Raw genomic sequence first — 22,147 nt, 5'->3', positions numbered from 1 at the left:
TGGAACTTCAGCAACCATTGCTTCTGTTGTAATCAGAAGGCTAGCAATTGAAGCCGCATTCTGGAGAGCAGAACGCACAACTTTCACTGGATCAACAATTCCCAAAGCAATCAAATCACCAAATTCACCCGTGGCAGTATTGTAACCATAAGTGTCAGCATTATTTTCCAGCACTTTGCCCACAATAATAGCAGCTTCTTCACCGGCATTGGTTGCGATTTGACGTGCTGGCGCTTGAAGAGCACGACGAACGATATGAATACCTGCTTCTTGGTCAGGATTGCTTCCTTTAACGGTCAACGCATTTGCTGCACGCAACAATGCGGTACCACCACCAGCAACAATACCTTCTTCAACAGCAGCACGTGTTGCATTCAAAGCATCATCAACACGGTCTTTCTTTTCTTTCACTTCAACTTCTGTTGCACCACCAACACGGATAACAGCAACACCACCAGCGAGTTTAGCAAGTCTTTCTTGCAATTTCTCACGGTCATAGTCAGAAGTTGTTTCTTCGATCTGAGCCTTGATTTGATTGACGCGAGCAGTAATTTCAGACTTTTGTCCAGCACCATCAATAATGGTGGTGTTTTCTTTAGAAATGTTCACTTTCTTTGCACGTCCAAGCATATCCAAAGTGACATTTTCAAGTTTAATGCCCACATCTTCAGAAATAACCTGTCCGGATGTCAAGATTGCGATATCCTCTAACATGGCTTTACGGCGATCACCAAATCCAGGTGCTTTTACAGCAGCAATTTTCAAACCACCACGCAACTTGTTGACCACGAGTGTTGCCAAAGCTTCACCTTCCACATCTTCAGCGATAATGAGAAGTGGTTTTCCAGATTGCACAACAGCTTCAAGCACTGGAAGAAGAGATTGTAGATTAGACAATTTCTTTTCGTGAATGAGAATGTAAGGATCATCAAGATCAGCGACCATTTTCTCAGCATTTGTGACAAAATAAGGGGAAAGATACCCACGGTCAAATTGCATTCCTTCAACGACTTCTAATTCCGTTTCAGCAGTTTTAGCTTCTTCTACGGTAATGACGCCTTCATTGCCCACTTTTTCCATAGCATCAGCGATCATTTTACCGATTTCAGCAGCACCATTAGCAGAAATAGTTCCTACTTGTGCAATTTCTGCTGAAGTTTGGATTTTTTTTGCTTTTTTGAAGAGGTTTGCCACCACTTCATCCACAGCAGCATCAATCCCGCGTTTAAGATCCATTGGGTTCATGCCAGCAGCAACAGCTTTAACGCCTTCTTGCACAATAGCTTGTCCTAAAACAGTTGCTGTTGTTGTTCCATCACCAGCGATATCATTGGTTTTAGAAGCAACTTCGCGCAACATTTGTGCACCCATATTTTCGAACTTATCTTCAAGTTCAATTTCCTTTGCAACGGATACACCATCTTTTGTGATGCGAGGCGCACCGAATGATTTATCAATCACCACATTACGACCTTTAGGGCCGAGTGTCACCTTAACAGCATTAGCAAGGATGTCGACACCGCGCAACAAACGCTCACGCGCTTCACGGCCAAATTTGACTTCTTTAGCAGCCATTTAATTTCTCCTTGGAGTTTTCTCAAAATAGTACACAATGAAAAGTTAAGCGCTTCAATTAGCCCATAATTCCCATAATGTCAGATTCTTTCATGATGAGGAGGTCTTCCCCATTAATCTTGACTTCAGTTCCAGACCATTTTCCAAAGAGGATACGGTCTCCTGTTTTGACTTCTAAAGGCACACGCTTTCCGTTATCATCGAGAGCGCCATTGCCAACAGCAATCACTTCGCCTTCTTGAGGTTTTTCTTTTGCTGTATCAGGGATGATAATCCCACCAGCCGTTTTATTTTCAGATTCAACCCGACGGACAACGACACGGTCGTGAAGTGGGCGGAATTGTATATTAGCCATGTTTTAAATCCTTAAAACTGAACATAATTGCATTAATCTTAAAAGTTCTTGCTAGCACTCATAGCTTGAGAGTGCTAGTATAAGTTAGATATAAAATCTGCATCTCTTAATGTCAAGAATAGCCATAAAATAATTTCTCTAAATGAAGCTTCAAAGTCTTGCCTCTCATTGCACTTTCGCGTTATTTAGCTTTTTTAAGAACCCGTGAACAAAAAAGGATCTTATCATGGTTGAAACACGTCAGGAAACGGATAGCTTTGGAACGATTTCGGTACGTCAAGATCGTTATTGGGGAGCACAAACTGAACGTTCACTGCATAATTTTAATATTGGCAGTGAAAAGCAGCCTCTTGCCATCATCTATGCCTTAGTCCTTATCAAAAAAGCTGCAGCTGTTGTAAATATGGACAAAGGAAAACTACCAGCAAATATTGGAAAAGCAATTATTGCCGCCGCCGATGAAGTGCTTGCCGGCGATTTTGATACGCATTTCCCACTCTCCGTCTGGCAAACAGGTTCTGGCACACAAAGCAATATGAATGTCAATGAAGTCATTGCTAATCGTGCCAGTAAGATTTTGGGAGGAAAACTTGGAAGCAAAAAACCAGTTCATCCCAATGACCATGTCAATATGAGTCAATCATCGAACGATTCCTTTCCCACAGCGCTTCACATTGCCACCACGTTGCAAACACGCCAACACTTACTGCCAATCCTTGAAGCTCTTATTGCTACACTAAAACAAAAAGAGCAAGAATTTGCAGACATCATTAAAATCGGCCGCACCCATACCCAAGATGCAACGCCTTTAACCTTAGGACAAGAATTTTCAGGCTATCGTGCCGCATTAGAAGCCAATCTTCAGCGCATTGAAAATGCTCTAACCGATGTCCACATGCTTGCTCAAGGTGGCACGGCTGTTGGCACAGGACTAAATGCGCCAAAAGGTTTTGACATTGCTTTTGCGCAAACAGTGAGCGCTTTCACAGGAATAACGTTTCAAACTGCCAGCAATAAATTTGAAGCACTCGCCCATCATGGAGCCCTTGCGCATTTCCATGGGAGCTTGAATGCCTTAGCTGCTGATCTGTTTAAAATTGCTAATGACATTCGATTTTTGGGCTCAGGACCACGTTCAGGTTTAGGGGAACTCAGTCTTCCCGAAAATGAACCCGGATCTTCCATCATGCCAGGCAAAGTTAATCCCACGCAATGTGAAGCCTTAACCATGGTCGCATGCCAAGTTTTTGGCAATCACACCAGCGTAACCTTTGCCGCAAGCCAAGGACATTTTGAACTCAACGTTTATAAACCTGTTATTGGCTATAACGTTTTACAATCAATTACCCTTCTTGGTGATTGCATGCGCTCTTTTGATGAACATTGCATTCAAGGATTACGAGCCAATCGCATTCATATTCACTCGCTCATGGAGCGCTCACTCATGTTAGTCACAGCTCTTGCACCAGAAATTGGCTATGAAAAAGCTGCTGAAATTGCCAAAGCAGCGCATAAAAATGATACAACTTTGCGCGCAGAAGCAATAAAAGCTGGCGTTTCTGGAGCTGATTATGACCGGCTGGTTGATCCCAAAAAGATGATTTCTCCCCAATAAACAACTCACTAAAAAAAGATGCAAACGTCTTAAAACAAATCTTTCTGTCAAAAGATCGGGGTGTTTACACCCCGACGATGACCGATAACGATTACCCACAGCGTTCATTTTAGGCTCTGGTCCATATTTCTGCTCTTGTCTCAATGAGATAATGTATTTATCTATAATGATAATCTCGCGTCATTCATATTGAATGAGAATCCTGAATACCGTAGGATTTTCTCATTTTAAATCTGTCCCATGTTAAATCAATCAAAATCACTTACTTGCACATCACAAGTGAGGTGAATGTGTGGCGATATGAATGTGTGGATAGAAATTGTATAAGATAAGAAAGGACTAAAAACGCCTCTAATGAACCGCCTCAAGTGCCAAGGACTTTCACAACATTGTGGAGAGGGCTGTCACAACACCCACGAGCAGGCAAATATAATGATAGTACCGATTTACTCCTTTATGAAGCGTAAAGATGGGGGTGCTCAATGGCTTTAACGTTATACCATTCACGAGCCACCGTCATGAAATGGGTTTGGAAGCATTAAGATTGGAAGCATTAAGAGATGTCTCCTTTATAAAGCGTAAAGATAGAAGTACTCAATAGAGGAACAGCTGTTGGAAAAACTCAATGCACCGAAAGGTTTTGGCCTTTACTGAAACAATCAGCTCTCTGACAGGGATATCCTTGACAGTTCGCAAAAAATTTGAGGCATTTACCTATCATGGCGCCCTCACCCATTTCCACAAAAACCTGAGTGCACGCGCTAATCTCTTTAAAATTGCCAACGACATTCAGTTTTTAGGCGCTCATCCACGTTCCGGCTTTAAGCGAACGAAAAGAAGAATTTATCGTTTTACATGGTGCATGAGAAACCTCATGAAACATCAGATTCTCGCACTTTGCTCCTTCTTATTCTTCATATCCCATTCAATCAATCAAAACTATTCGCTTGGATTGTTATAAGCAAAAGTGGCATATAGATAAAAAAAGAAATAAAGAAATAAAGTCGCTCATCCTCTCAAGTGCTCAAAAGGCTATCGCAATACAAAGCTACGCAATATCAGAAACGAGCAAAGAATGTGATGGTGCCAATATGTATTTTTTACGATCAATTGAATATTAAGCACAATGATATCAATCATTATAGACAATATATTTAAAACTTAACAACAAAGAGTGTTTTTAATATATATATAATAATGGTTCTTTAAAAAATTAAAATCTTATTTACTATACTATATTTTTTTCTAAAACATAGAAAACACTGAAGGAATATATACAAACCCTGAAAAATTAAGAAAAACGCGGAATAATAGCACGAAAACAAGTTTTAAAAACACTTTAATATGGTTAATTATAGATTTTATACGTATTTTAGTTTTCATAATGATATTAACTATAGATTTTTTTAACCAATTTGTATATAATACGATTTGTATCCGAAATGAATTGGGGATGTTTTTATGAAAACAAAATATTTAATCGCACTATCTATTTTCACTTTCATTACCACTTCAACAGCGCAAGCAGCAGATACGGTAATCTTTGAGCAATCAAAACCGAAGGTTTCATTGCAAAATGATTCATCGTCACGTATCACACCGGTTACTGTTTCTGCGCCTTTTTCTTGGTCTGGTTTTTATTTTGGAGGACAAATTGGATATTTTTCCAGTAAAAATACTCTAGATTACGCAAAAGAAGCCAGGGACGGAAAATGGGCTTGGGTTGATAGAGATTTATCACCGAAACCATCAGGATTGAGAGCAGGTTTGTATGCAGGTTCTAATATTGATCTGGGAGAGAACCTTGTTTTCGGTTTTGATACGGACATAGTCTGGTCTGGGAGGAAAAGCACCCAAACAGACAATGGAAAGAAAATTCTAGATGAATTAGACTCTATTAACATTGCCTTTAAAGAAGCTGGGATTCCTATCGTAAAACCTGCAGCTCAGGATGAAACGATACCCAACTATGGTGACATTGTTGTCAGCAGTGTAACATTGAAAGAAAAATGGTCTGGTGCTGCACGCGCGCGTATTGGTTTTGCTTCCCATCGTCTTATGCCTTATGTTGCAGGGGGTATAGCCTATACACAAATGCAATATATCATGTCACTTTTATCAAAATCACAAGAAGATTCGACAGTTTTTGCTTCTGGCGATGTGTTAGATAAAACAAAAACAATGTTTGGTTACACTATTGGTGGTGGTTTTGATCTTGCAATGACAGATAATATCATCATGCGTACAGAATATCGTTATTCAGATTTTTTGAAAAAGAAATTTGCAGACGATAACCTTAAAATCTCTTCTCAAACGCATGATGTTCGCTTTGGTATCGCTTATAAATTCTAAGTTTTGTAGAAAAATTGAACTCTTAAAAAACCCTGTTAAAACGGGGTTTTTTTTATGCCTCTTTCCCTCCTAAAAAGACGCAGATTCTAAAAACCAAGACTAAACTGTAAACAAATCGTCACAAAACAATAAAGCCTCTCCCTCTTTTAAAGCAAGCTCCTATCCTCTCCCCCTTTCATGTATACATTTAGAATATAAAAGCTTTACCATCATACCACTGGCTACCATCGTAAAATAAATGAGAGCAGTTATTAAGAAATGTTTCTTTAAAAGAACTATGGATATTGTGCATCAATTGCAGTTTTATAGGATGATGTTGACTTGCCTCCCCACTCTCAAAGGATCAAGATTCTAAAACCCATTTCTAAAATCATGTCCGTTTGTAAAAACACAACAACTCTTGGGGACTCTTGGGGCAGGCTCCTCTTGGCGCCTCCCCATGGAATGCCCTTAAACCTAAAGTAAAACAAACACTCTTAAGAATATCCAACACACACTGAAAAAAATTACTGTAACGTTTCAAGGAAGTTTACAGACCCTATATGACCACACTTCAAATGACAGTGTTTACAGCTATTGTATACCAGAGTAGAGAGAGGATATTGCGGTTCTCTGTTTATGTAATTTCTGTAACGGGGAGACAGCTTCATTTGGGGAGAATATGAAATTGTCAAGGCAAAAACCAATTTCCAACCTTACTATTTCCTTTTACTTCGGTTTTACGACTTTCAAAGCCTCTAAAGCACTATCTTTTAAGCCTCTACAGCTCTGTCTTTTAAAGAAAGGAGTTTACGCATTGCCTCATGCTTGTGTTTCTCACGGGACTTTTTTGGATCACGCCCCTCATGTCATACGACAGCGCTCCAAACCAAACACACTCAAATCCCAAACACACTCAAATCCAAGACACTTGGGTTGGTAATTCACATGCGTGTTTTCAAGAAACATCTCTCAAAACCCTGACGCCCATTTTGCAACAACGCCCACAAGAATATAAAATCTATAGAGCATCATCTTTACACTTCATAAAAGTGCAAGATAAAAGTGCAAGCTGGCACCATCCATCATATACTCCTACCCCCCAATGATGCCCTTGAAACGGTTTATTAAGAGGCATTTTTATTCATTTTTTGTAAAATTTCATTCCACATTTTGTAAAATTTCATTCCACAATAGCGCATCTAGCTTGCAATGTACAAAAGACATGATTTCGGTTAATTTACTATAAATAAACTTAAAATAAACAAACTTAAAATGAAAGAATCCTATGGTATTCGAGGTTTTTCATTCAACATGCAAAACAGTGAACACTATTTATAAATCCCACATGTTTTATAAATTAACATGATACGCCATAACAGGATAAAGGAAAATCTCTATGAGATGGTGCGGGTGGTCGGACTCGAACCGACACTCCTCTCGGAACCAGATTTTGAGTCTGGCGCGTCTACCAGTTCCACCACACCCGCACATTGCTACAAAAGACAGTACTTAAAATACAGACTTGTCGATTATTCCTTTGCACTATATGAAGAAGCACAGATTCGTCAACAGCAGACTTCTCATTTTTTAAGAATTCATATCATTTTCTTATCTGTTTTATGAAATATTTTCTTTATTGGATTTCTCTACCGGATTTATAACAATCTCATTTGTAAAGTCTTTACCTCTTAAATTTATAGAAAGCCTCATGATATTAAACAAATTAAAGCTTTGGACGATTTCTTTGGCAAATCGGCGTACTGCACCACACTGGCTTGGTTTCATTGCCTTTATTGAAAGTTCTGTTTTTCCAATTCCCATAGATGTTTTATATATTCCGATGCTGCTTATCCATCAAAAGCGAGTTTATCGCTATGCTTTGATTGCGACTATCTGTTCTGTATTAGGAGGCATTGCCGGTTGGTTTATCGGACATTTTGCCTATGATACTCTTGCCAAACCCATTTTAGAAATTTATGGTAAGGTTGAAAGTTTTGAATCTCTGAAAAATAGTGCAACCCTGCAATTTCTAGTCATTTTACTGATAACATCAGGTTTTTTTCATCTTCCCCCCATCAAAATTGTCACAATTTTGGCCGGTGTAATGAGTGTACGTCTTGAACTTTTCATTCTTATTTGTATTTTTTCTAGAGGCGCTCGTTTTTATCTTCTCGCGTGGCTGATTAAACATTTTGGGCAAAAAGCAATGAATTTTCTAGTACAGAATTTCAAATGGATTATTCTCATTGGTTGTGTTAGTCTCGTTTTAATTTATGGGATTTTCATAGCTTTTTTAAACAAAAAGCTTTTATAAGGAACAGACTTAATGGCGTGCGTTTTGTCTTCTCACCCACTTTTATACAAGCACCTTCATCTTGAACCCAGCAGAAAAGAACAAAGTTTATGGGCTTTTTTTCTCGCTTTTTGCTTGTCCGCTACAATAGGTCTTGCCCTTGGTTTTGAATATTTTGGAGGGTATCTTCCTTGCGATTTGTGTCTCATAGAGCGTTTTCCCTATTATGGTGCCATACCCTTTTTGCTCTTAGCAGGTTTTGGGGCATGTTTTTTTCGCATGTCTGCTTGGATACAACTTTTATTTTTGTGTGTTTTTGTCTTAATGTGTATAAGCCTTGTTTTAGCCATTTATCATGCAGGTGTTGAATATGGCTTTTGGGCAGCCCCCCTCAGTTGTGGTTTAAGCGCAGTGAGAAAAACCTCAGACATTAACCAGCTTCTTAACCAATTAAACAACATTCATCCCCCTTCTTGTTCTGAAGCATCCGCACGCTTTCTTTTTCTTTCATTTGCCGGCTGGAATGTCGTTGCTAGTCTATTTTACATGCTTATCAGTTTTTATGTTGCCTCAAAAGGACTCCTTTCAAGCAATAAGAAACTCTAACCATAAAATAGAAATGAAGCCGCGTGCACTCGTTCTCTCCAATCGCTTCCCCCTAAACCAACAACCCTCCAGTCACCAATCACCACCCAAAACCACCCACCGCCAAACCAACCCAACAACCCACCTATCACCAATATCCCTCCTCTAGCGTTGTACGCAAAAGACAAAAATAAGCAGATATATCCATTTTATGGTTTCACCTCTCTGTACTTATGAGCAACATTTTGATAAAAACTCGTGGTAGAAAAGCCGTAAAATAATAAGTGAGGGGACCGATAAATATAAATGGTCTGCTATGGCTGAAGATAAGAACACAGCGCCTTCTACCCTATCACCTATTTCCTTAGATATAACCAAACTTGAAGAACCATGTGTTATGATGGAACATGATTATAATGCATGGCGCGAGCATATAAGAGAAAGAGATTTAAATGCTCCTTACAAAAAACCACCTCACATAAAACCACGAATCAAATCGGCACCACGCATCAGACAAGTTTTTTGGTGCGATTTTCCTCATGATTCGATACTCCCTGAATTTTGGAAAAAGCGGCCTGTTTTAGTGCTTTCTAAGAATGCAAAATTATATGGAAATGTGACAGTTTTACCTTTTTCAACGAAATCACAACCCAATAATCCCGCTGCGTATCCAATACAATCTCCCATAGAAAATAAAAAAGCATGGATTATCTGCAATTATGTCACAACAGTTTCTGTAAGTCGTTTAAGTTGCTCACGTACTGTTCCAAGATTATCCAGCGAAGATTTTCATAAAGTTGTAGCTCTGATGCTCAAACATTTACCGCATTTACACTATTGACTTTTGAAAAAAATAAGCGTATATGTATCACCATATACGGCATCAGTAATGGTGGCCGCTTCCCCGAAAGGGGAGATAGGAACGAAGGAGTGGGCAACCGCTCCTTTCGTCATTTTTGGTATTTTTTTTGAGAACTTTTTAGCCATTTTTTGCAACCTTCCCTAGAACATATCCAACATTCATTCTCCACCGTTGTTGTTTTGAAATATCTGCGATTTGGGGTAAGCAGAAGACACTATCCGTACTATTGATCTGGTAAAGTTTCCCACGGAGATTACCGTGATGTTGTACATATTTATCATTTCATTGCACAAAAAACCGTGCTGCCGTTGCTTAAACTTTATATGATTTGCCGCAATGGGAATATCTTTCCAAGATTGAAAAAAATTTTTCATAATTTGGCATAACAAATAATCCCTTGTTCTTCGCGCTCTTGAAGTGTTCAATCGCTCAATTTACCAAAAGATATTCGACCTCACAACTTGTTTATTTACGTCCCTCAATACGGATGAAGCGGATGAAAAAGCCAGCATTTTTGAAAAGAAAAATAAAGAGCATTTAATGATTCAAACGCTTTAAGACTACACAGAATACTCCATTCATCTTTGAACGCATCTATTTCTGTAAAGAGAGCTAATAATGCTTATATAATCTGAATAATATTAGTTTACTTACCATATGATAACCGATTGATAACGATAACGCTAAACACAGAACTTACATCACCATACCACAAAATAGTGTTTTTACGAGATAACAAAAAACGATTACTTCACACCGCAATATATCTTAAAAATTGCATCAATAATCCATAGCATTTTTATAAAATACTATGAAATTTGAAAAATTCATACAGAACATATGTCATTTACACCACAATAAAACTACATTTTGTTTATTTAAAAAACATTTTGTATATTAAAAATATCTCCGTTAATAATATAGAATTGCGTTTACGACTTACCAAAACAGATGATACAATAAATACAATAAAAACAATAAAAACAATAATATAATTTAAACTTATTTCTAAATTAACAAAAAAACTACAGCTTATAATTTAAGTTAAAAACTAAAATTGAAAAGTTGACAGAATCAATAAACTATGGAAATTACATAAAAATATAATACAAAATGTGCAATTAAACACTTTGTATTAACAGCACATTAAACACATAATGAAATTATGCATCATAGGATGCCACGGTGCTTTTTTTGTTTTGTTTAGAGAGTGTAATGAAAAAACTTTTTTGATTAAATCTTTTAAATTTGGATCATTATAATGAAAATATTTCAAAAAATCGCGTTATATATTGTTACAATAGCCTTTTTCTTTTCACAGGTTTTGGAAGCTAATGCTTATTATTTGAATAGTCATTCTCAAGGTTCTAGTTTTGCTTCTACAGTGTCAAAAGAAAATAAAGTTGTTAAAGCTATTGATATGATTATGGATCATATTTCAACACAAAGCACTGAACAAGATTTTAAAAAAGGTGTTGTAAAGGTAGGAGTTATGATGGGACTTGCACCAGCACTTTGGGGTCTTATTGCGTATTTTTCATGGTTGTTTTCTAAAAAGCGGGCTCCCTATCGTACACCGGGTCAAAAAGCATTTGATGCTTTTGCGGACAGTGCGTGGATGCTCGTTTAAACAACGTTTCACTTAAATACAGTTTAAACAGTAAGCTTATTTAATACTTAATAACATAAACTGTAATTCAGATTACAGTTTATGTTTTTTTATATTCAATTAATATTGTTAACTTTTCCCCACTCTACATGATAAATAAAATTTGATCAGCTATATTCACACAAATGCAATGCGATAAATTGAACACTGTTTGATATGATAATATCTCTCTCTCATTTATGCACCCCCACCCTTAAACCTACCCCTGAAATTGCAGCACAAAAGATAATTCGTTACACGCTAAAAAATCCACCTAAATGCAAAAGCTGTAACAACGCTCAACTTCGACTATTTGAATAACAGCAATCATTCAAACTTTAACCAACACGATAATACGCCTATTCTAAACGATTTATGTACCACCTCATCCGCAACACATTGCCAAATATCCGTACATTTCCCCGAAAAATTTTCACACTTTTACGCATAGTAAAAAAAAGATTAACTTTAATCATGTTGCACTCCTTAAATTGATAACGGATTTTAAAAATGACCAAAAAAATCAAACAAAAATAGAGAGGTAAGTTACGAAAACTACAGGGTAAATTTTACTGCCCCAAAATATCTATTTTCCCCGTCTGAACCGTCAGAGGAACACTATAAAAATTATTTTCATTGAAAAACAATTACTTATAATCTAGGGAAGAAAAGTAAAAATCTCCCCCAGAAAAAGAGATTATCTTCAAAACTATCAAAAAAAAACAGCACAATTTTAGTGATCTTTTTATTTTTTTTCTTTTGATAAAATTAATTGGCAGGTGTCTTAGGCGCCCCTCCGGTAGGTTCCCAATTCGCAACAGCCGCTAATTCCTCAATGAGCTTCTCTCTTGGTAAATTATTATCATCCACCAACTTGTACTGAACGGCATTGTCACTAAGCCACTTTATAAGCGTTCCTTTAACAGTTTTACCGCCCTCAGCCTCACTCACCGCTTCCCATGCCGCAACAATAGCTGCAAGCTTTGGAGCATAACGTGGATGCGTTGGATCTTGAAACGCATATTTTTGGTCCTTAGTCCCAGCAGAATTATCCTCAGGGAAAAAAATGGAGGGTACAGACCACGCGATGAAAGCCATTTTTTTAAATCATCAACGAGAACATATGAGGAATCTTCATCTATATCACCAAAAGGACCATACGACAATTTCATCTTTAATTGCCCTTCTTTTCCCGCTTGAACGATGGCATTATAAGCTCCTCGGAAATGAGCAGTTTTATCAAACGGTATTTGCCGCCCTCCTTCGTAAATACCACTTTTTTCTGCTTTTATTTCATTGTCAAACAGACATTTTCCTGGATTTAAATCAACTACTAAAAGCGCTGCCTGCAGTATTGTTAGTTTTTCAGAAAGCCGCCAAAATTTCAAACTTTCATCAATTTCCATATATTCCCCGCTTTTTCTACGAAACTTAACATATTTTCAAAATGCTAAGAGCAATCTCCTTCACTACACAGAGATTATACTCCCCTCACATTGCAACTTATCACACTTTTTAACAATCCCACAACCACACCCCTCCTTGTGATACACAAGAAAATGATTTGAATTGCTTCAATATAAGAAGTTTTGAAGTGAGAGAATCCTACTGAATTTTGGGCTTTCATACAAGATATCAGGCAAGTTACAAGGCGATAAATGCCCCTTCATAAAGCATAAATTTTTATGCGTGATCAAACAATTTGATATGATAATATCTCTTTCATTTATGCACTCCCCCCCTTAAACCTGCCCCTGCAATTACAGCACAAAAGATAATTCGTTACACGCTAACAAATCCACCTAAATGCAAAAGCTGTAACAACGCTAAAATGCGCGTAAATATCATAAGAATACTGTCTTACATCTCCACAAGCGGGATCGAGTGGCGTAAAACTGTACAATAAAATGCCATACCCATAATAAACCGTGCTAAAGACTGTCGCAACACTGGGAGCTAAGGTGTATGATGATGCCAGCTTGCTCTTTTATGAAGCGTAAAGATTAAGAAGACTCAATGGAGTTTATATTATTTCATGGAAATTTTATCGCTCTACCCTTCTATACTCTTCACGGGGGCCCCCTCGCGAAATGGGCTTTTGTCCCTTGAAAAAGGTCTCCTTTAAAAGAATCATCTCAAATTCCAAGAGCTGTTACAAGTCTTTTGAACGCATAAAATGAATGATGACGCCAAGCCTATTTCTTTCCCTACATTCTCGAGCATCAATACATTGAAACACTTCATTCAAACGCCCCTTTAGCAAAATAAAGCACATTGTCTCTTAATTTTTTCACGCAATCATTTCTTTCATGTGACCATACTTCTTGATAAATCTCCTTTGCTTTCTTGACTTCCCAGCACTCTTTTTTCTCAGTGCAACCTTTTTGTAATTTGTCAGTTTTTAACTTTTAGATTGACTTTCGGTTTATTTTTCTTATGTTTTAGAATTATTCTAAAGTGCAGAGGAACAGAAAATGTTGAGATCGTTTTTTTCATTTGTACAACGTAAAGCTCTGTTCTTTCGTTCAGCACAAAAAATGATGCTTCAAGCGCTCAAAGTAAAAGAGCAGCATGCAGCGCTCTATTTAAAATATGCAAAAGCTCTAGAATCTTATTCCTCTAAGGAAGCGGCGGTTTTTACCGCCATGGGGCTTCAAGAGCTTGAAAATTATAAGGAACTTTTGTGCCTTACTTGCCATAATCGTGCAAACACTATCGGTTCATTATGTGATCGAACTTCTCTTGTAAAAAGCAAGAGCAGCCATCCCTCTAAAAAAACAACAGTGGCCAATAACACCGTAAAAAAACCTTCGAAAACGCAAAGACAAACACTTTTGACTTGGATTCAACCAGGTCTTGCAGGATTAATGGATGGCTCTGTCTCTACCCTTGCCCCCATTTTTGCAGCAGCTTTTGCCACAGGAGACACGCATCAAACTTTTTTGATAGGGCTTTCAGCTTCTATTGGTGCAGGACTTTCGATGGGTTTCACAGAAGCAGCCCACGATGACGGTAAATTATCAGGGCGTGGTTCGCCATTAAAAAGAGGTCTTGCCAGCGGCATTATGACAACATTAGGGGGGTTGGGCCATACTCTTCCCTATTTGATCAACTCTTTTTATGTAGCGACAGTTATTGCATTTATCATTGTTTTTTTCGAACTAGGCGCAATCGTCTGGATCCAAAACAAATTCATGTCAACTCCCTTTTGGCGCGCTTCTTTACAGGTCATCATTGGTGGTGCTCTGGTTTTTGCCACGGGTATTCTTATCGGTAGTATCTAAAAAATCTTATCTGTAAACATAATTTAGATCTCAAATAAGCGCATGTCCCTAGGCATAAGCCATCATTGATGATGCCATTATTGAAAAATACCATTAATGGTGTCAGATGGTGTTTTGGAATATTCTAGATCAGCAAGCTCTGGGGACAACCTGTATTAACAAACCTTTATCGACTTGGTTTTATGGATGTCTTTTGTTAAAGTATCATTTCTTTCTAGACCTCATATTTTGGAAATGCCTTGATCATGTCGCACACTGAAACCAACGCCCCTCTAAACAATCATCCTGTCTCTTCTCAACCTTCACATGCCCAGACTTTATCCGTTCAGCGTCTTGCACACGGACAAGGTTTAGAACTTCCTCACTACGCAACGGCTGGTTCTGCGGGTCTTGATCTACGTGCAGCAATTGGAGAAGAAGAAACCGTGGTCCTCACACCGGGGCAACGCGCCCTTATCCCAACGGGTCTGATCTTTCATCTTCAACCAGGTTTTGAAGCACAAATACGTCCACGCTCTGGCTTAGCCTTAAAACACGGCATTACATGCCTCAACACTCCAGGAACAATTGATAGTGATTACCGTGGTGAAGTCAAAGTCCTTCTTATCAATTTAGGACAAGAAGACTTTTCTATCCAACGGGGAATGCGCATTGCCCAAACAGTCATCGCTCCCGTATCCCAAGTCAATGTTTGCGCCATTGAACCAGAGCAAAATACCCAAAGCCATAACGAGAGCCGTGGAACAGGAGGTTTTGGTTCAACGGGGCATACTTAAGAAGCTCTGAAAAATCGCTACTCTCAAAATATAACACTCGCTTATTCTAACCACTCTTTCACTGGAAGTCTTTCGGGCTTTTAAAGTGTAGAAGGAGTGCGCGTTTGCTTTCAAAGTTTTTTTACTAAACGGAACCTCTAAACAATCATCCTTACTCTTCCTCTGTCTCTTCTCAATCTTCACATGCCCTGACTTTATTTGTTCAGCGTCTTGCGCTTGGGACAAGGAAACTTCTTCACTACGCAACGGCTGGTTCTGCCGGTCTTGGATTTACAAACAGCAATTGGTAAAGAAGAAACGCTTGTTCTTGCCCTTGGGCAAGCGGGCACTTATTCCAACAGATCTCATTTTTCATTTATCACGGGGGGCTTGAAGCACGCATCCATCCACACTCTGACTTAGCCTTAAAACACGCCATCACATGCCTCAACACTCCAAGAACGATTGAGTGTGATTATCCGAAAGTGAAGTCAAAGTCCTTCTTATAAATTTAGGCCAAGAAGACTTTTCTATCCAACGGGGAATGCGCATTGCCCAAACAGTCATCGCCCCCGTATCCCAAGTCAATGTTTGTGCCATTGAACCAGAGCAAAATACCCAAAACCATAACGAGAGCCGTGGAACAGGAGGTTTTGGTTCAACGGAGCATACTTAAGAAGCTCTGAAAAAATCGCTACTCTCAAAATATAACACTCGCAACCACTCTTTCACTTAAAACCCCTTGGGCTTTTAAAGTGCAGAAGGAGTGCGCATTTGCTCTCAAAGTTTTTTACTAAACGGAACCTCTAAACAATCATCTCTCAATTACGTTTCTTGCGCTATACAAAACTTCGTTATCACCAAACACCCCTCCCCCATAACAAAAACATTGGCATTAACCATTGAGAGCCCACATACCGCTTGTAATGTCTACAATCTATACATCATATTGATTTATAATAATTAATTATCTTGCAACTCAAATGAGAAATCCCAATACTGTAAGATTCTTTCATTGCAAATCTATTTATATTACATCAATAAAAAATATGTCTCTCACGTTCCAAACGTAGCTAGAATGTAGATAAAAAATGGAAAAATACCTATAATGAATACTTGTACTCAGCACTGTCACAACATTGGGAGAAAATATAAATACTATAATGGTGCTCACTTGCTCTTTTGTTAAGCATAAAGATAGTGAGGTTCAATAGATTTTTTATTATTTTACGGGGGGCTTTACCGTCATACCATTTATAAACACCGTCGCAAAAAAGGCTTTAAGATGTATTAAGACACACAACAACCACTCCTGCTGTTTTTCTCGATCACACCTCTTGAGGCAAGATTAGTAGAGCTTAATCTTAAAAAACCGATTCAATATATGAACCCCCTGCGTAATATCAAACCCATGCGTATTTGGTTTAATAAATCCACGACAAAACCCTCATCAATTTCACTCTACGACTTTGAGTAATATGCTTTGCTTCCTGCAACAAAGGCTGTTTTTTATCACTGGTCAGAAGCAGCTCCTGAAATATTAGCGTTTACCGCAGTGCCCGTTGTTACGGCATCCACATGCCCCACAACGTTACCACCCGCTCCATCGACAGTAGCGTCCGCTACCCCTGTGGTTTTATTATTGATCACACCTTTTGAGGTAAGATTGGTAGAGTTTTGCAATCCTACAAGACCGATTTTATTATATCCAGCCATGCGTATTTGATTTAATAAATCGATGACAGCACCATAATCAATTTCGCTATCAGCTTTGATTAAAATTTTTGTCTCTAAATTTTGCGTAGTTTCCCTCAACAAAGCTTCTCTCAAAGCTGCTTGTTCTACAAGATGATCACCAATGTAAAGAGAACGATCTTTTTGCAACGTAACATAAAGAGGTTCATCAGACTGAACCACTGAAGGTACTTGAGTTATAGAAGGAAGCTGAACGGGAATGACAGATGTTGCCAAAGGTGCAGCAACCATAAAAACAATAAGCAACACCAATACAACATCAATAAAAGGGGTCACATTGATTTCGCTTTGCAACCCACTCTCATCTGTATCCCAATCATTATTAAGGCTTGCTTTCATTTTTTATGACTTTTCTGTTGTCTTTGTCTATCAAGTTCACGGCTCAAGAGCCTTTCAAGAGCCGCAGCGATATCGCCTAAATCATTGCGATAACCATTCAAAGCACGCATGAAGCTATTATACATAACAACGGCAGGAATAGCTACAAAAAGCCCAATAGCTGTTGCGAATAAGGCTTCAGCAATCCCAGGAGCAACCACATCAAGTCGCGTTGTTTGAGACTGAGCAATCCCAATAAAAGAATTCATAATGCCCCAAACAGTTGCAAAAAGACCAACAAAGGGAGCAATTGCGCCAATGGTTGCAAGAACAGTGCTTCCACATGCAACACGGCGTGTAGCAGCCAACAAGCAGCGTGACAAAAGCGAATGAACCCTTTCTTTTAAACCTTCATGAACATCGCGAACCTTAACATCGCGAACATCGCGGGAAACATCTTCATATTGATTGCTCTCCTCATAAAAGAGAATGTCTTCAAGCGTTTGTGCACTTTCCCTTGCACCGGTTCTTTCCCCAGAGCTTTTATTTATCCCTTCAGGAGCAGAAAAATGAACCTGTTGTGTAGAAAGATACACCTCTTTAAGAACTTCTTTGAGAAAAAACACACCAGCCCCTTTGCTTTCTTTCAAGCTAGCTGCCAAACGTGTAAGAGTCTGAGCATTAAGAACCAATTGAAGTTCATGACGTACTCTTCGTTTTGCCAAAGTGATCTCAATAATTTTCACAAAAGCAATTGTCCAAGACATAAGAGAAGCAAGTAACAAAATAATGATAACGGCTTTCACCACCCAATCAGCAGCCATAAACATAGAAAAAGGAGAAAAATCATGCGCTGTCAATACAGCAGACATATTATCTAAAGGTACTGTTTCAGATTCCATTTCTATCTCACATTCTTATGGTCTTATCTTTTTTATGAGCTGGATCGTCACCCCGCACAGCATCGCTGTTCCACAATGCCACTACCCTTTTAACGTCATTTTCGCATTCCTCTTAAGAAAGAAAACTTGATAAATCAAGTATAGTTTTATTCCACAAGCTCTCTCTTATTCTAAAGAAATCACTCAAGAAATTTTTCTCTAACAATTCAACAAGTTGATCTTAGCCAATCAATTTATTACATAAATTTGGCAAAATGATAGACTCGCAAGGAGTATTGCATATAATATTTTAATTTATAAGAATAATTTATCATCGTTTCTGTTGAATGAATCCCTCATATCGCAAAGCTTCTCTCATTTCAGCAGCTCTTTTAAACCCAACAAAATATTTACTTGCAGAGAATAAGCAGCAAAAAGATCATAAAACTCTTGAAGAAAAGGATATGCACATCTCTAACAACCAGTGCACTGAAGTACCACCTATCCCAAAATAAAAATATACCTTACATTTTTAAAAAAGAACTATCGCAATATCTTAAACTGACCACAAGTATAATGGGAGTGCTCGTTTAGCCCCCAAATACATAGAGAGCAACGAACAACAATATTATTTTCTTGTTCTTCTGAAAAAGCATAAAAATGACATTACTTCTGCCGCAAAAGCGCAACAACCATGTTTTTTATCTGTCACAAACCTAAAAAATAAGCCTCAACACGCTTTTAAAAAACTATTATAAGAACTGCGCCACAAGAAACTAAAGAATGGTGCTAACTTCCTGCAAAAGCATAAGACAATTTTCAACGGATGCAATCCTTTACGGGTATTGCCTATCGTATAGGAAAGATTTATTTTATCAAAAACAGTTTTAAATTCGACAAAATGAAAGGAACCAAAAAAAACTTTTGGCGTTACTCAACCAGTGAAAATTTTCACTCCAATGCAAATGATCACTATGAACACACCAATACAAATATAATAAATCAAGAGAGGGAAAGAATATCATGGCCCAGAACAAAACAACACAGCATAATAAAACAGCCGTAGAAGAAAAAGACCTACAAGGACAATTAGAAAAGCTACGCACTGAAATTTCAGGGATTACCTCAACCCTGACAGATCTTGGTGCAAACAAATTTAACGCCGCCAAAGACAAAGCGGAAAAACTATATCATTCAGCGAAAGAAAGTGGTGAAGACATGATGTCTCAAGCAAAAGACAAAATCAGTGATCTTGAACAAACCATGAATCAATGCGTTCGCAAAAATCCTGGCAAAAGCGTTTTGTTTGCCGCAGGGGTTGGTTTTATTCTTTCTCAATTACTGCGTCGTTAAGCAATGCATAAGTTTATCGCTCCTCTTTTAAACCATCTTGTCGGTGGAGGGCTTAAAAGCACTGTCAAGCAAGTACGCCTTCAAGCAATTTGCTATGGGTTTATTGGCATTTCATTCTTCATGTCTTTGCTTTTTTTATGTATCATCGTTTTTATTGCGTTATGTTCTGTTATGAAGCCTCTTGCCGCTGCGAGTATCATGTTTTTAATTTGTCTTTCTCTTGCAGGATTAGGTCTTATCATCAGTCGGGTTTTCAAGGCTTATCAACGCTATGACCAACAAAAAAAGACAGAAGAACAACGCCAAAAACTAATGACAGATGCAACCGTTTCCAGCCTTGCAGCTCTCAGTCAACATTTCCCTTTTGCCAAATTGAGAGTTCCCATTCTGGGACTTGTAACTTATTTTTTGTGGAAAAAAGGTAAAAAAGACCGCTTTTCAAAATAAAATATGTAAAGCTGTCACTCTAATCCCCCAATGTGCTTTCTTTTATAGCAAAAGAAAGCACATCTTTTCTTATAGTCTCTTTAGCTTCTTCAAGTGCCTGAAAAGAAATCCCTTTCATTTTCGCTAAAAATTCCATGGATCCGATTAAATCTCTTTCAGATTGCAATCCATGTTTCATGAACATAGCAACATGAGGCAATGCTTGCATTAAAAATTCTGGTTTGATTTGAAGCAATGTAGTATTTTTTGAAGATAGAGATAGTTCGTTTCTGCTTTTCTCTATTTTTTCATAAGCCTTTTTTTCATGACCGAAGGTCACGTCATCGATTTGAATGTGTTCATATTTTTCTGAACACTCATGTTTGTTACAATGACTATTCTGTTTAGGGGAAGGAAACGCGCTCTTACATAGCGCTGTAGTAAGCAACCTATATGCATACACGAGCTTTAAACACAACAATTTTTACTGAAGAGAGTTGTCCACCAAGGACTGTGTGGACTATGATTAACTTTTTTCTGATAAAGTTCGTAGTGGAATATTGTCTTGATTTTTAAATAGCGCTTGAGAGGACGTTTTATCAATAATGGTCAATAGGATTATAGCTCCCGTGATCTCTTCGCCAATCTTCTGGTTGTTGAAATTTGCTCGACCATAAGCCATTTTGTGCTTTTTGAGCAGCAGATTGTAGAGTTTTATAGTCTGCTGGAGATGGAAAATTATGCTGATCTTTTGTTAACACCATTAACCCTTCTGCAAGCCCCAAACGTGCCAGATCAACCCCATCCACAAAACATTGTGCATAATGAACCTGTTGAATGACACGTGCTTGCCGACAAGTAACCTTTTTATCGATTGTTTTTGAGACAAGCCACGCAGTAACAAAAGCACCGCACGGCCACTTAACTCCATTGCGTGAAGCAAATTGCCTCATTTCACAGCTTTCCACACCATATAAGCGGATATCACGGATAATCTTTTTTCTCCATCCATCATCCACAAGCGTAATCATTTTAAAGGTCACACCACTTGTAACCTGTATAGCACCTGAATAAACCGGCACATTTTCTTCATAAAATTGTGATGCGAGTGGTTCTGGATGTAACACCACATTTTGTTGGTTTGCATAATCTATCAATTGTGACTTCGGATTTTGAACAAGGTTTTCTATTGTCTTTTCTGGCACTTTAAAAAAAGAAGATTGCATAAGTTTTTCAGTATGTTGACTGAAATAAAAGTATCCCAAAATAATAATATAAATTAAGACAATATATTTAAGCGATGCTCTAAGATATTTTAAAAGTATCATTTTGAATATTACTATATTTTTTGTTTATTACTTAAGAAAAGATTAAATATTGTTAATTTATCGATAGAAAAATTTATTTTTTTCATTTATATAATTCCTGATTAATATTTTGAATATTAATCTTATTATCAACTTAAACATAAAGCGGGGAAATTTTCATGAAAAACATGAATAATTTGTTCATTAATGAACATACCTTACCAAAAACTACTCTATCCAACACACAAAAGAAATGGTTAACAGCAGCATTGATGCTGTTTATTGCCTTCATCGCACTGAGTGAGCCAGCATTTGCCGCAGGTGACTTTGGAAAAGTTGAAACTGCTCTTGATAAATTAGTCAAAGCTTTAACAGGAAACATTGCAAAATCGATTGCAACCATTGCGGTTGCTGGTATTGGGCTTGCATGGATTGCTGGTTATGTTGAAATGCGTAAAGCTTTCTTTGTTTGTGTTGGCATCGGCATTGTTTTTGGTGCACCACAAATCGCATCAATGTTTATGTCTTAATTCGCTTGACTCTAGCCTTTCAAAGCCATGAAAGAGCACGATAAGCTAACAGAAGATACGTTATTTCTTGCTTGCACGCGCCCTGCAATGATTGCAGGCGTGACGGTGGAAGCTATGGGCTTAAATGCGATAGGAACGATGATGTTGTTCATTATGACAGGCAATATTTTTCTTATCACCTTTGGTGTGACGACGCATTTCATATTCAAGGAAATCCTAAAGCATGACCATAACAAATTTCGTATTCTTCTGACATGGCAAAAGACATCTA

At 38.0% G+C, this 22,147-nt stretch carries 21 protein-coding genes, 1 tRNA gene and 2 pseudogenes; 14 read left to right on the top strand and 10 right to left on the bottom strand.

Translation table 11 applies throughout. The annotated features are described in order from the left end of the window. Both groL and groES read right to left on the bottom strand, forming a co-directional pair. A partial coding sequence (groL, locus tag ACFIKY_RS04720) for a chaperonin GroEL (protein ID WP_375644485.1) occupies positions 1-1,575 on the bottom strand: 1,575 nt, incomplete at its 3' end. Positions 1,576-1,633: 58 nt separating this feature from the next. Continuing rightward, on the bottom strand, positions 1,634-1,930 hold the full coding sequence (groES, locus tag ACFIKY_RS04715) for a co-chaperone GroES (protein WP_005774667.1): 297 nt from the start codon (positions 1,928-1,930) through the stop codon (positions 1,634-1,636). A 226-nt stretch (positions 1,931-2,156) separates the two neighbouring features. Here groES and fumC point away from each other — a divergent pair, with 226 nt between their 5' ends. The 3 genes and pseudogenes from fumC (at position 2,157) to ACFIKY_RS04700 (ending at position 5,897) form a co-directional block, all read left to right on the top strand. Further along, entirely contained in the window at positions 2,157-3,545 is a 1,389-nt protein-coding gene (gene fumC / locus ACFIKY_RS04710; RefSeq protein ID WP_375635572.1) for a class II fumarate hydratase, read from the top strand. Positions 3,546-4,147: 602 nt separating this feature from the next. Further along, positions 4,148-4,365, top strand: a pseudogene (locus ACFIKY_RS04705) (lyase family protein); the annotation flags it as partial. A gap of 641 nt (positions 4,366-5,006) precedes the next feature. Then, positions 5,007-5,897: an outer membrane protein gene (locus ACFIKY_RS04700; protein ID WP_375661467.1), complete on the top strand. Its 891-nt coding sequence runs from the start codon at positions 5,007-5,009 to the stop codon at positions 5,895-5,897. Positions 5,898-7,281: 1,384 nt separating this feature from the next. Here the strand turns inward: ACFIKY_RS04700 and ACFIKY_RS04695 are convergent. Then, positions 7,282-7,366 (bottom strand) — tRNA-Leu (locus tag ACFIKY_RS04695). 221 nt (positions 7,367-7,587) lie between these two features. Here ACFIKY_RS04695 and ACFIKY_RS04690 point away from each other — a divergent pair. Both ACFIKY_RS04690 and ACFIKY_RS04685 read left to right on the top strand, forming a co-directional pair. Then, entirely contained in the window at positions 7,588-8,193 is a 606-nt protein-coding gene (locus tag ACFIKY_RS04690) for a YqaA family protein (protein ID WP_015856907.1), read from the top strand. Positions 8,194-8,205: 12 nt separating this feature from the next. Then, entirely contained in the window at positions 8,206-8,778 is a 573-nt protein-coding gene (locus tag ACFIKY_RS04685) for a disulfide bond formation protein B (RefSeq protein ID WP_015856908.1), read from the top strand. Here ACFIKY_RS04685 and ACFIKY_RS04680 read toward each other — a convergent pair. Continuing rightward, the gene (locus ACFIKY_RS04680) at positions 8,775-8,909 is read right to left on the bottom strand and encodes a hypothetical protein (protein ID WP_375635569.1); all 135 of its coding nucleotides are present in this window, start codon (positions 8,907-8,909) and stop codon (positions 8,775-8,777) included. The genes ACFIKY_RS04685 and ACFIKY_RS04680 overlap by 4 nt on opposite strands. A gap of 164 nt (positions 8,910-9,073) precedes the next feature. On the opposite strand from ACFIKY_RS04680, the gene ACFIKY_RS04675 reads away from it, so the two are divergent. Then, positions 9,074-9,598 carry a type II toxin-antitoxin system PemK/MazF family toxin gene (locus ACFIKY_RS04675; RefSeq protein ID WP_375635568.1) on the top strand — a complete coding sequence of 175 codons (525 nt, stop codon included), beginning with the start codon at positions 9,074-9,076 and terminating at the stop codon, positions 9,596-9,598. 1,282 nt (positions 9,599-10,880) lie between these two features. After that, entirely contained in the window at positions 10,881-11,249 is a 369-nt protein-coding gene (locus tag ACFIKY_RS04670) for a hypothetical protein (RefSeq protein WP_375635567.1), read from the top strand. A 786-nt stretch (positions 11,250-12,035) separates the two neighbouring features. On the opposite strand, the gene ACFIKY_RS04665 is transcribed toward ACFIKY_RS04670, so the two are convergent. Continuing rightward, positions 12,036-12,218, bottom strand: coding sequence for a hypothetical protein (locus ACFIKY_RS04665; protein WP_375661466.1), 183 nt, complete (start codon positions 12,216-12,218; stop codon positions 12,036-12,038). Next, complete coding sequence (locus tag ACFIKY_RS04660) at positions 12,215-12,673, bottom strand: hypothetical protein (RefSeq protein ID WP_375661465.1); 459 nt, start codon at positions 12,671-12,673, stop codon at positions 12,215-12,217. Before ACFIKY_RS04660 ends, ACFIKY_RS04665 begins: the two co-directional genes overlap by 4 nt. A 1,068-nt stretch (positions 12,674-13,741) precedes the next feature. Between ACFIKY_RS04660 and ACFIKY_RS04655 the strand changes: the two genes are divergently transcribed. From ACFIKY_RS04655 to dut (ACFIKY_RS04645), 3 genes and pseudogenes are all read left to right on the top strand, one after another. Next, positions 13,742-14,551, top strand: a complete 810-nt coding sequence (locus tag ACFIKY_RS04655; RefSeq protein WP_375635564.1) for a VIT1/CCC1 transporter family protein — start codon at positions 13,742-13,744, stop codon at positions 14,549-14,551. 245 nt (positions 14,552-14,796) lie between these two features. Further along, on the top strand, positions 14,797-15,327 hold the full coding sequence (gene dut / locus ACFIKY_RS04650) for a dUTP diphosphatase (protein ID WP_375655728.1): 531 nt from the start codon (positions 14,797-14,799) through the stop codon (positions 15,325-15,327). A 188-nt stretch (positions 15,328-15,515) separates the two neighbouring features. Next, positions 15,516-15,982, top strand: a pseudogene (gene dut, locus ACFIKY_RS04645) (dUTP diphosphatase). An 836-nt stretch (positions 15,983-16,818) separates the two neighbouring features. On the opposite strand, the gene ACFIKY_RS04640 reads toward dut (ACFIKY_RS04645), so the two are convergent. Together ACFIKY_RS04640 and ACFIKY_RS04635 are read right to left on the bottom strand one after the other, a co-directional pair. Continuing rightward, positions 16,819-17,400 (bottom strand): biopolymer transporter ExbD, encoded by a 582-nt coding sequence (locus ACFIKY_RS04640; RefSeq protein ID WP_375644480.1) that lies wholly within the window; start codon positions 17,398-17,400, stop codon positions 16,819-16,821. Further along, positions 17,397-18,281 (bottom strand): MotA/TolQ/ExbB proton channel family protein, encoded by an 885-nt coding sequence (locus tag ACFIKY_RS04635; RefSeq protein ID WP_375644479.1) that lies wholly within the window; start codon positions 18,279-18,281, stop codon positions 17,397-17,399. Before ACFIKY_RS04635 ends, ACFIKY_RS04640 begins: the two co-directional genes overlap by 4 nt. Positions 18,282-19,283: 1,002 nt before the next feature. Here ACFIKY_RS04635 and ACFIKY_RS04630 point away from each other — a divergent pair. Together ACFIKY_RS04630 and ACFIKY_RS04625 are read left to right on the top strand one after the other, a co-directional pair. Next, entirely contained in the window at positions 19,284-19,613 is a 330-nt protein-coding gene (locus ACFIKY_RS04630) for a YqjD family protein (protein WP_273787730.1), read from the top strand. A gap of 3 nt (positions 19,614-19,616) precedes the next feature. Continuing rightward, positions 19,617-20,060 carry a hypothetical protein gene (locus ACFIKY_RS04625; RefSeq protein WP_375635560.1) on the top strand — a complete coding sequence of 148 codons (444 nt, stop codon included), beginning with the start codon at positions 19,617-19,619 and terminating at the stop codon, positions 20,058-20,060. Between the two features lie 19 nt (positions 20,061-20,079). Here the strand turns inward: ACFIKY_RS04625 and ACFIKY_RS04620 are convergent, their stop codons facing one another. Together ACFIKY_RS04620 and ACFIKY_RS04615 are read right to left on the bottom strand one after the other, a co-directional pair. After that, entirely contained in the window at positions 20,080-20,487 is a 408-nt protein-coding gene (locus ACFIKY_RS04620; protein WP_375635559.1) for a hypothetical protein, read from the bottom strand. Positions 20,488-20,638: 151 nt separating this feature from the next. Further along, positions 20,639-21,367, bottom strand: coding sequence for a nuclease (locus tag ACFIKY_RS04615; RefSeq protein WP_375661464.1), 729 nt, complete (start codon positions 21,365-21,367; stop codon positions 20,639-20,641). A 158-nt stretch (positions 21,368-21,525) separates the two neighbouring features. On the opposite strand from ACFIKY_RS04615, the gene ACFIKY_RS04610 reads away from it, so the two are divergent. Both ACFIKY_RS04610 and ACFIKY_RS04605 read left to right on the top strand, forming a co-directional pair. Then, positions 21,526-21,876, top strand: coding sequence for a TrbC/VirB2 family protein (locus ACFIKY_RS04610; protein ID WP_375635557.1), 351 nt, complete (start codon positions 21,526-21,528; stop codon positions 21,874-21,876). 27 nt (positions 21,877-21,903) lie between these two features. Then, on the top strand, positions 21,904-22,147 hold a 244-nt coding region (locus ACFIKY_RS04605), incomplete at its 3' end, for a type IV secretion system protein VirB3 (RefSeq protein WP_375661463.1).

Source organism: Bartonella sp. CR127HXZ, from assembly GCF_042194555.1.
GTDB lineage: Bacteria > Pseudomonadota > Alphaproteobacteria > Rhizobiales > Rhizobiaceae > Bartonella > Bartonella grahamii.
This window is presented reverse-complemented; position numbering and strand designations above follow the sequence as displayed.

What these genes read in the sequence shown, in the direction of transcription:
- ACFIKY_RS04660 (WP_375661465.1), bottom strand. Translation starts at nt 12,673, where the DNA reads ATGGAAATTGATGAAAGTTTGAAATTTTGGCGGCTTTCTGAAAAACTA.
- ACFIKY_RS04700 (WP_375661467.1), top strand. Translation starts at nt 5,007, where the DNA reads ATGAAAACAAAATATTTAATCGCACTATCTATTTTCACTTTCATTACC.
- ACFIKY_RS04675 (WP_375635568.1), top strand. Translation starts at nt 9,074, where the DNA reads ATGGCTGAAGATAAGAACACAGCGCCTTCTACCCTATCACCTATTTCC.
- ACFIKY_RS04630 (WP_273787730.1), top strand. Translation starts at nt 19,284, where the DNA reads ATGGCCCAGAACAAAACAACACAGCATAATAAAACAGCCGTAGAAGAA.
- groES (WP_005774667.1), bottom strand. Translation starts at nt 1,930, where the DNA reads ATGGCTAATATACAATTCCGCCCACTTCACGACCGTGTCGTTGTCCGT.
- ACFIKY_RS04670 (WP_375635567.1), top strand. Translation starts at nt 10,881, where the DNA reads ATGAAAATATTTCAAAAAATCGCGTTATATATTGTTACAATAGCCTTT.
- ACFIKY_RS04690 (WP_015856907.1), top strand. Translation starts at nt 7,588, where the DNA reads ATGATATTAAACAAATTAAAGCTTTGGACGATTTCTTTGGCAAATCGG.
- ACFIKY_RS04610 (WP_375635557.1), top strand. Translation starts at nt 21,526, where the DNA reads ATGAAAAACATGAATAATTTGTTCATTAATGAACATACCTTACCAAAA.
- ACFIKY_RS04625 (WP_375635560.1), top strand. Translation starts at nt 19,617, where the DNA reads ATGCATAAGTTTATCGCTCCTCTTTTAAACCATCTTGTCGGTGGAGGG.
- ACFIKY_RS04635 (WP_375644479.1), bottom strand. Translation starts at nt 18,281, where the DNA reads ATGGAATCTGAAACAGTACCTTTAGATAATATGTCTGCTGTATTGACA.
- dut (WP_375655728.1), top strand. Translation starts at nt 14,797, where the DNA reads ATGTCGCACACTGAAACCAACGCCCCTCTAAACAATCATCCTGTCTCT.
- ACFIKY_RS04615 (WP_375661464.1), bottom strand. Translation starts at nt 21,367, where the DNA reads ATGATACTTTTAAAATATCTTAGAGCATCGCTTAAATATATTGTCTTA.
- fumC (WP_375635572.1), top strand. Translation starts at nt 2,157, where the DNA reads ATGGTTGAAACACGTCAGGAAACGGATAGCTTTGGAACGATTTCGGTA.
- ACFIKY_RS04685 (WP_015856908.1), top strand. Translation starts at nt 8,206, where the DNA reads ATGGCGTGCGTTTTGTCTTCTCACCCACTTTTATACAAGCACCTTCAT.
- ACFIKY_RS04655 (WP_375635564.1), top strand. Translation starts at nt 13,742, where the DNA reads ATGTTGAGATCGTTTTTTTCATTTGTACAACGTAAAGCTCTGTTCTTT.
- ACFIKY_RS04640 (WP_375644480.1), bottom strand. Translation starts at nt 17,400, where the DNA reads ATGAAAGCAAGCCTTAATAATGATTGGGATACAGATGAGAGTGGGTTG.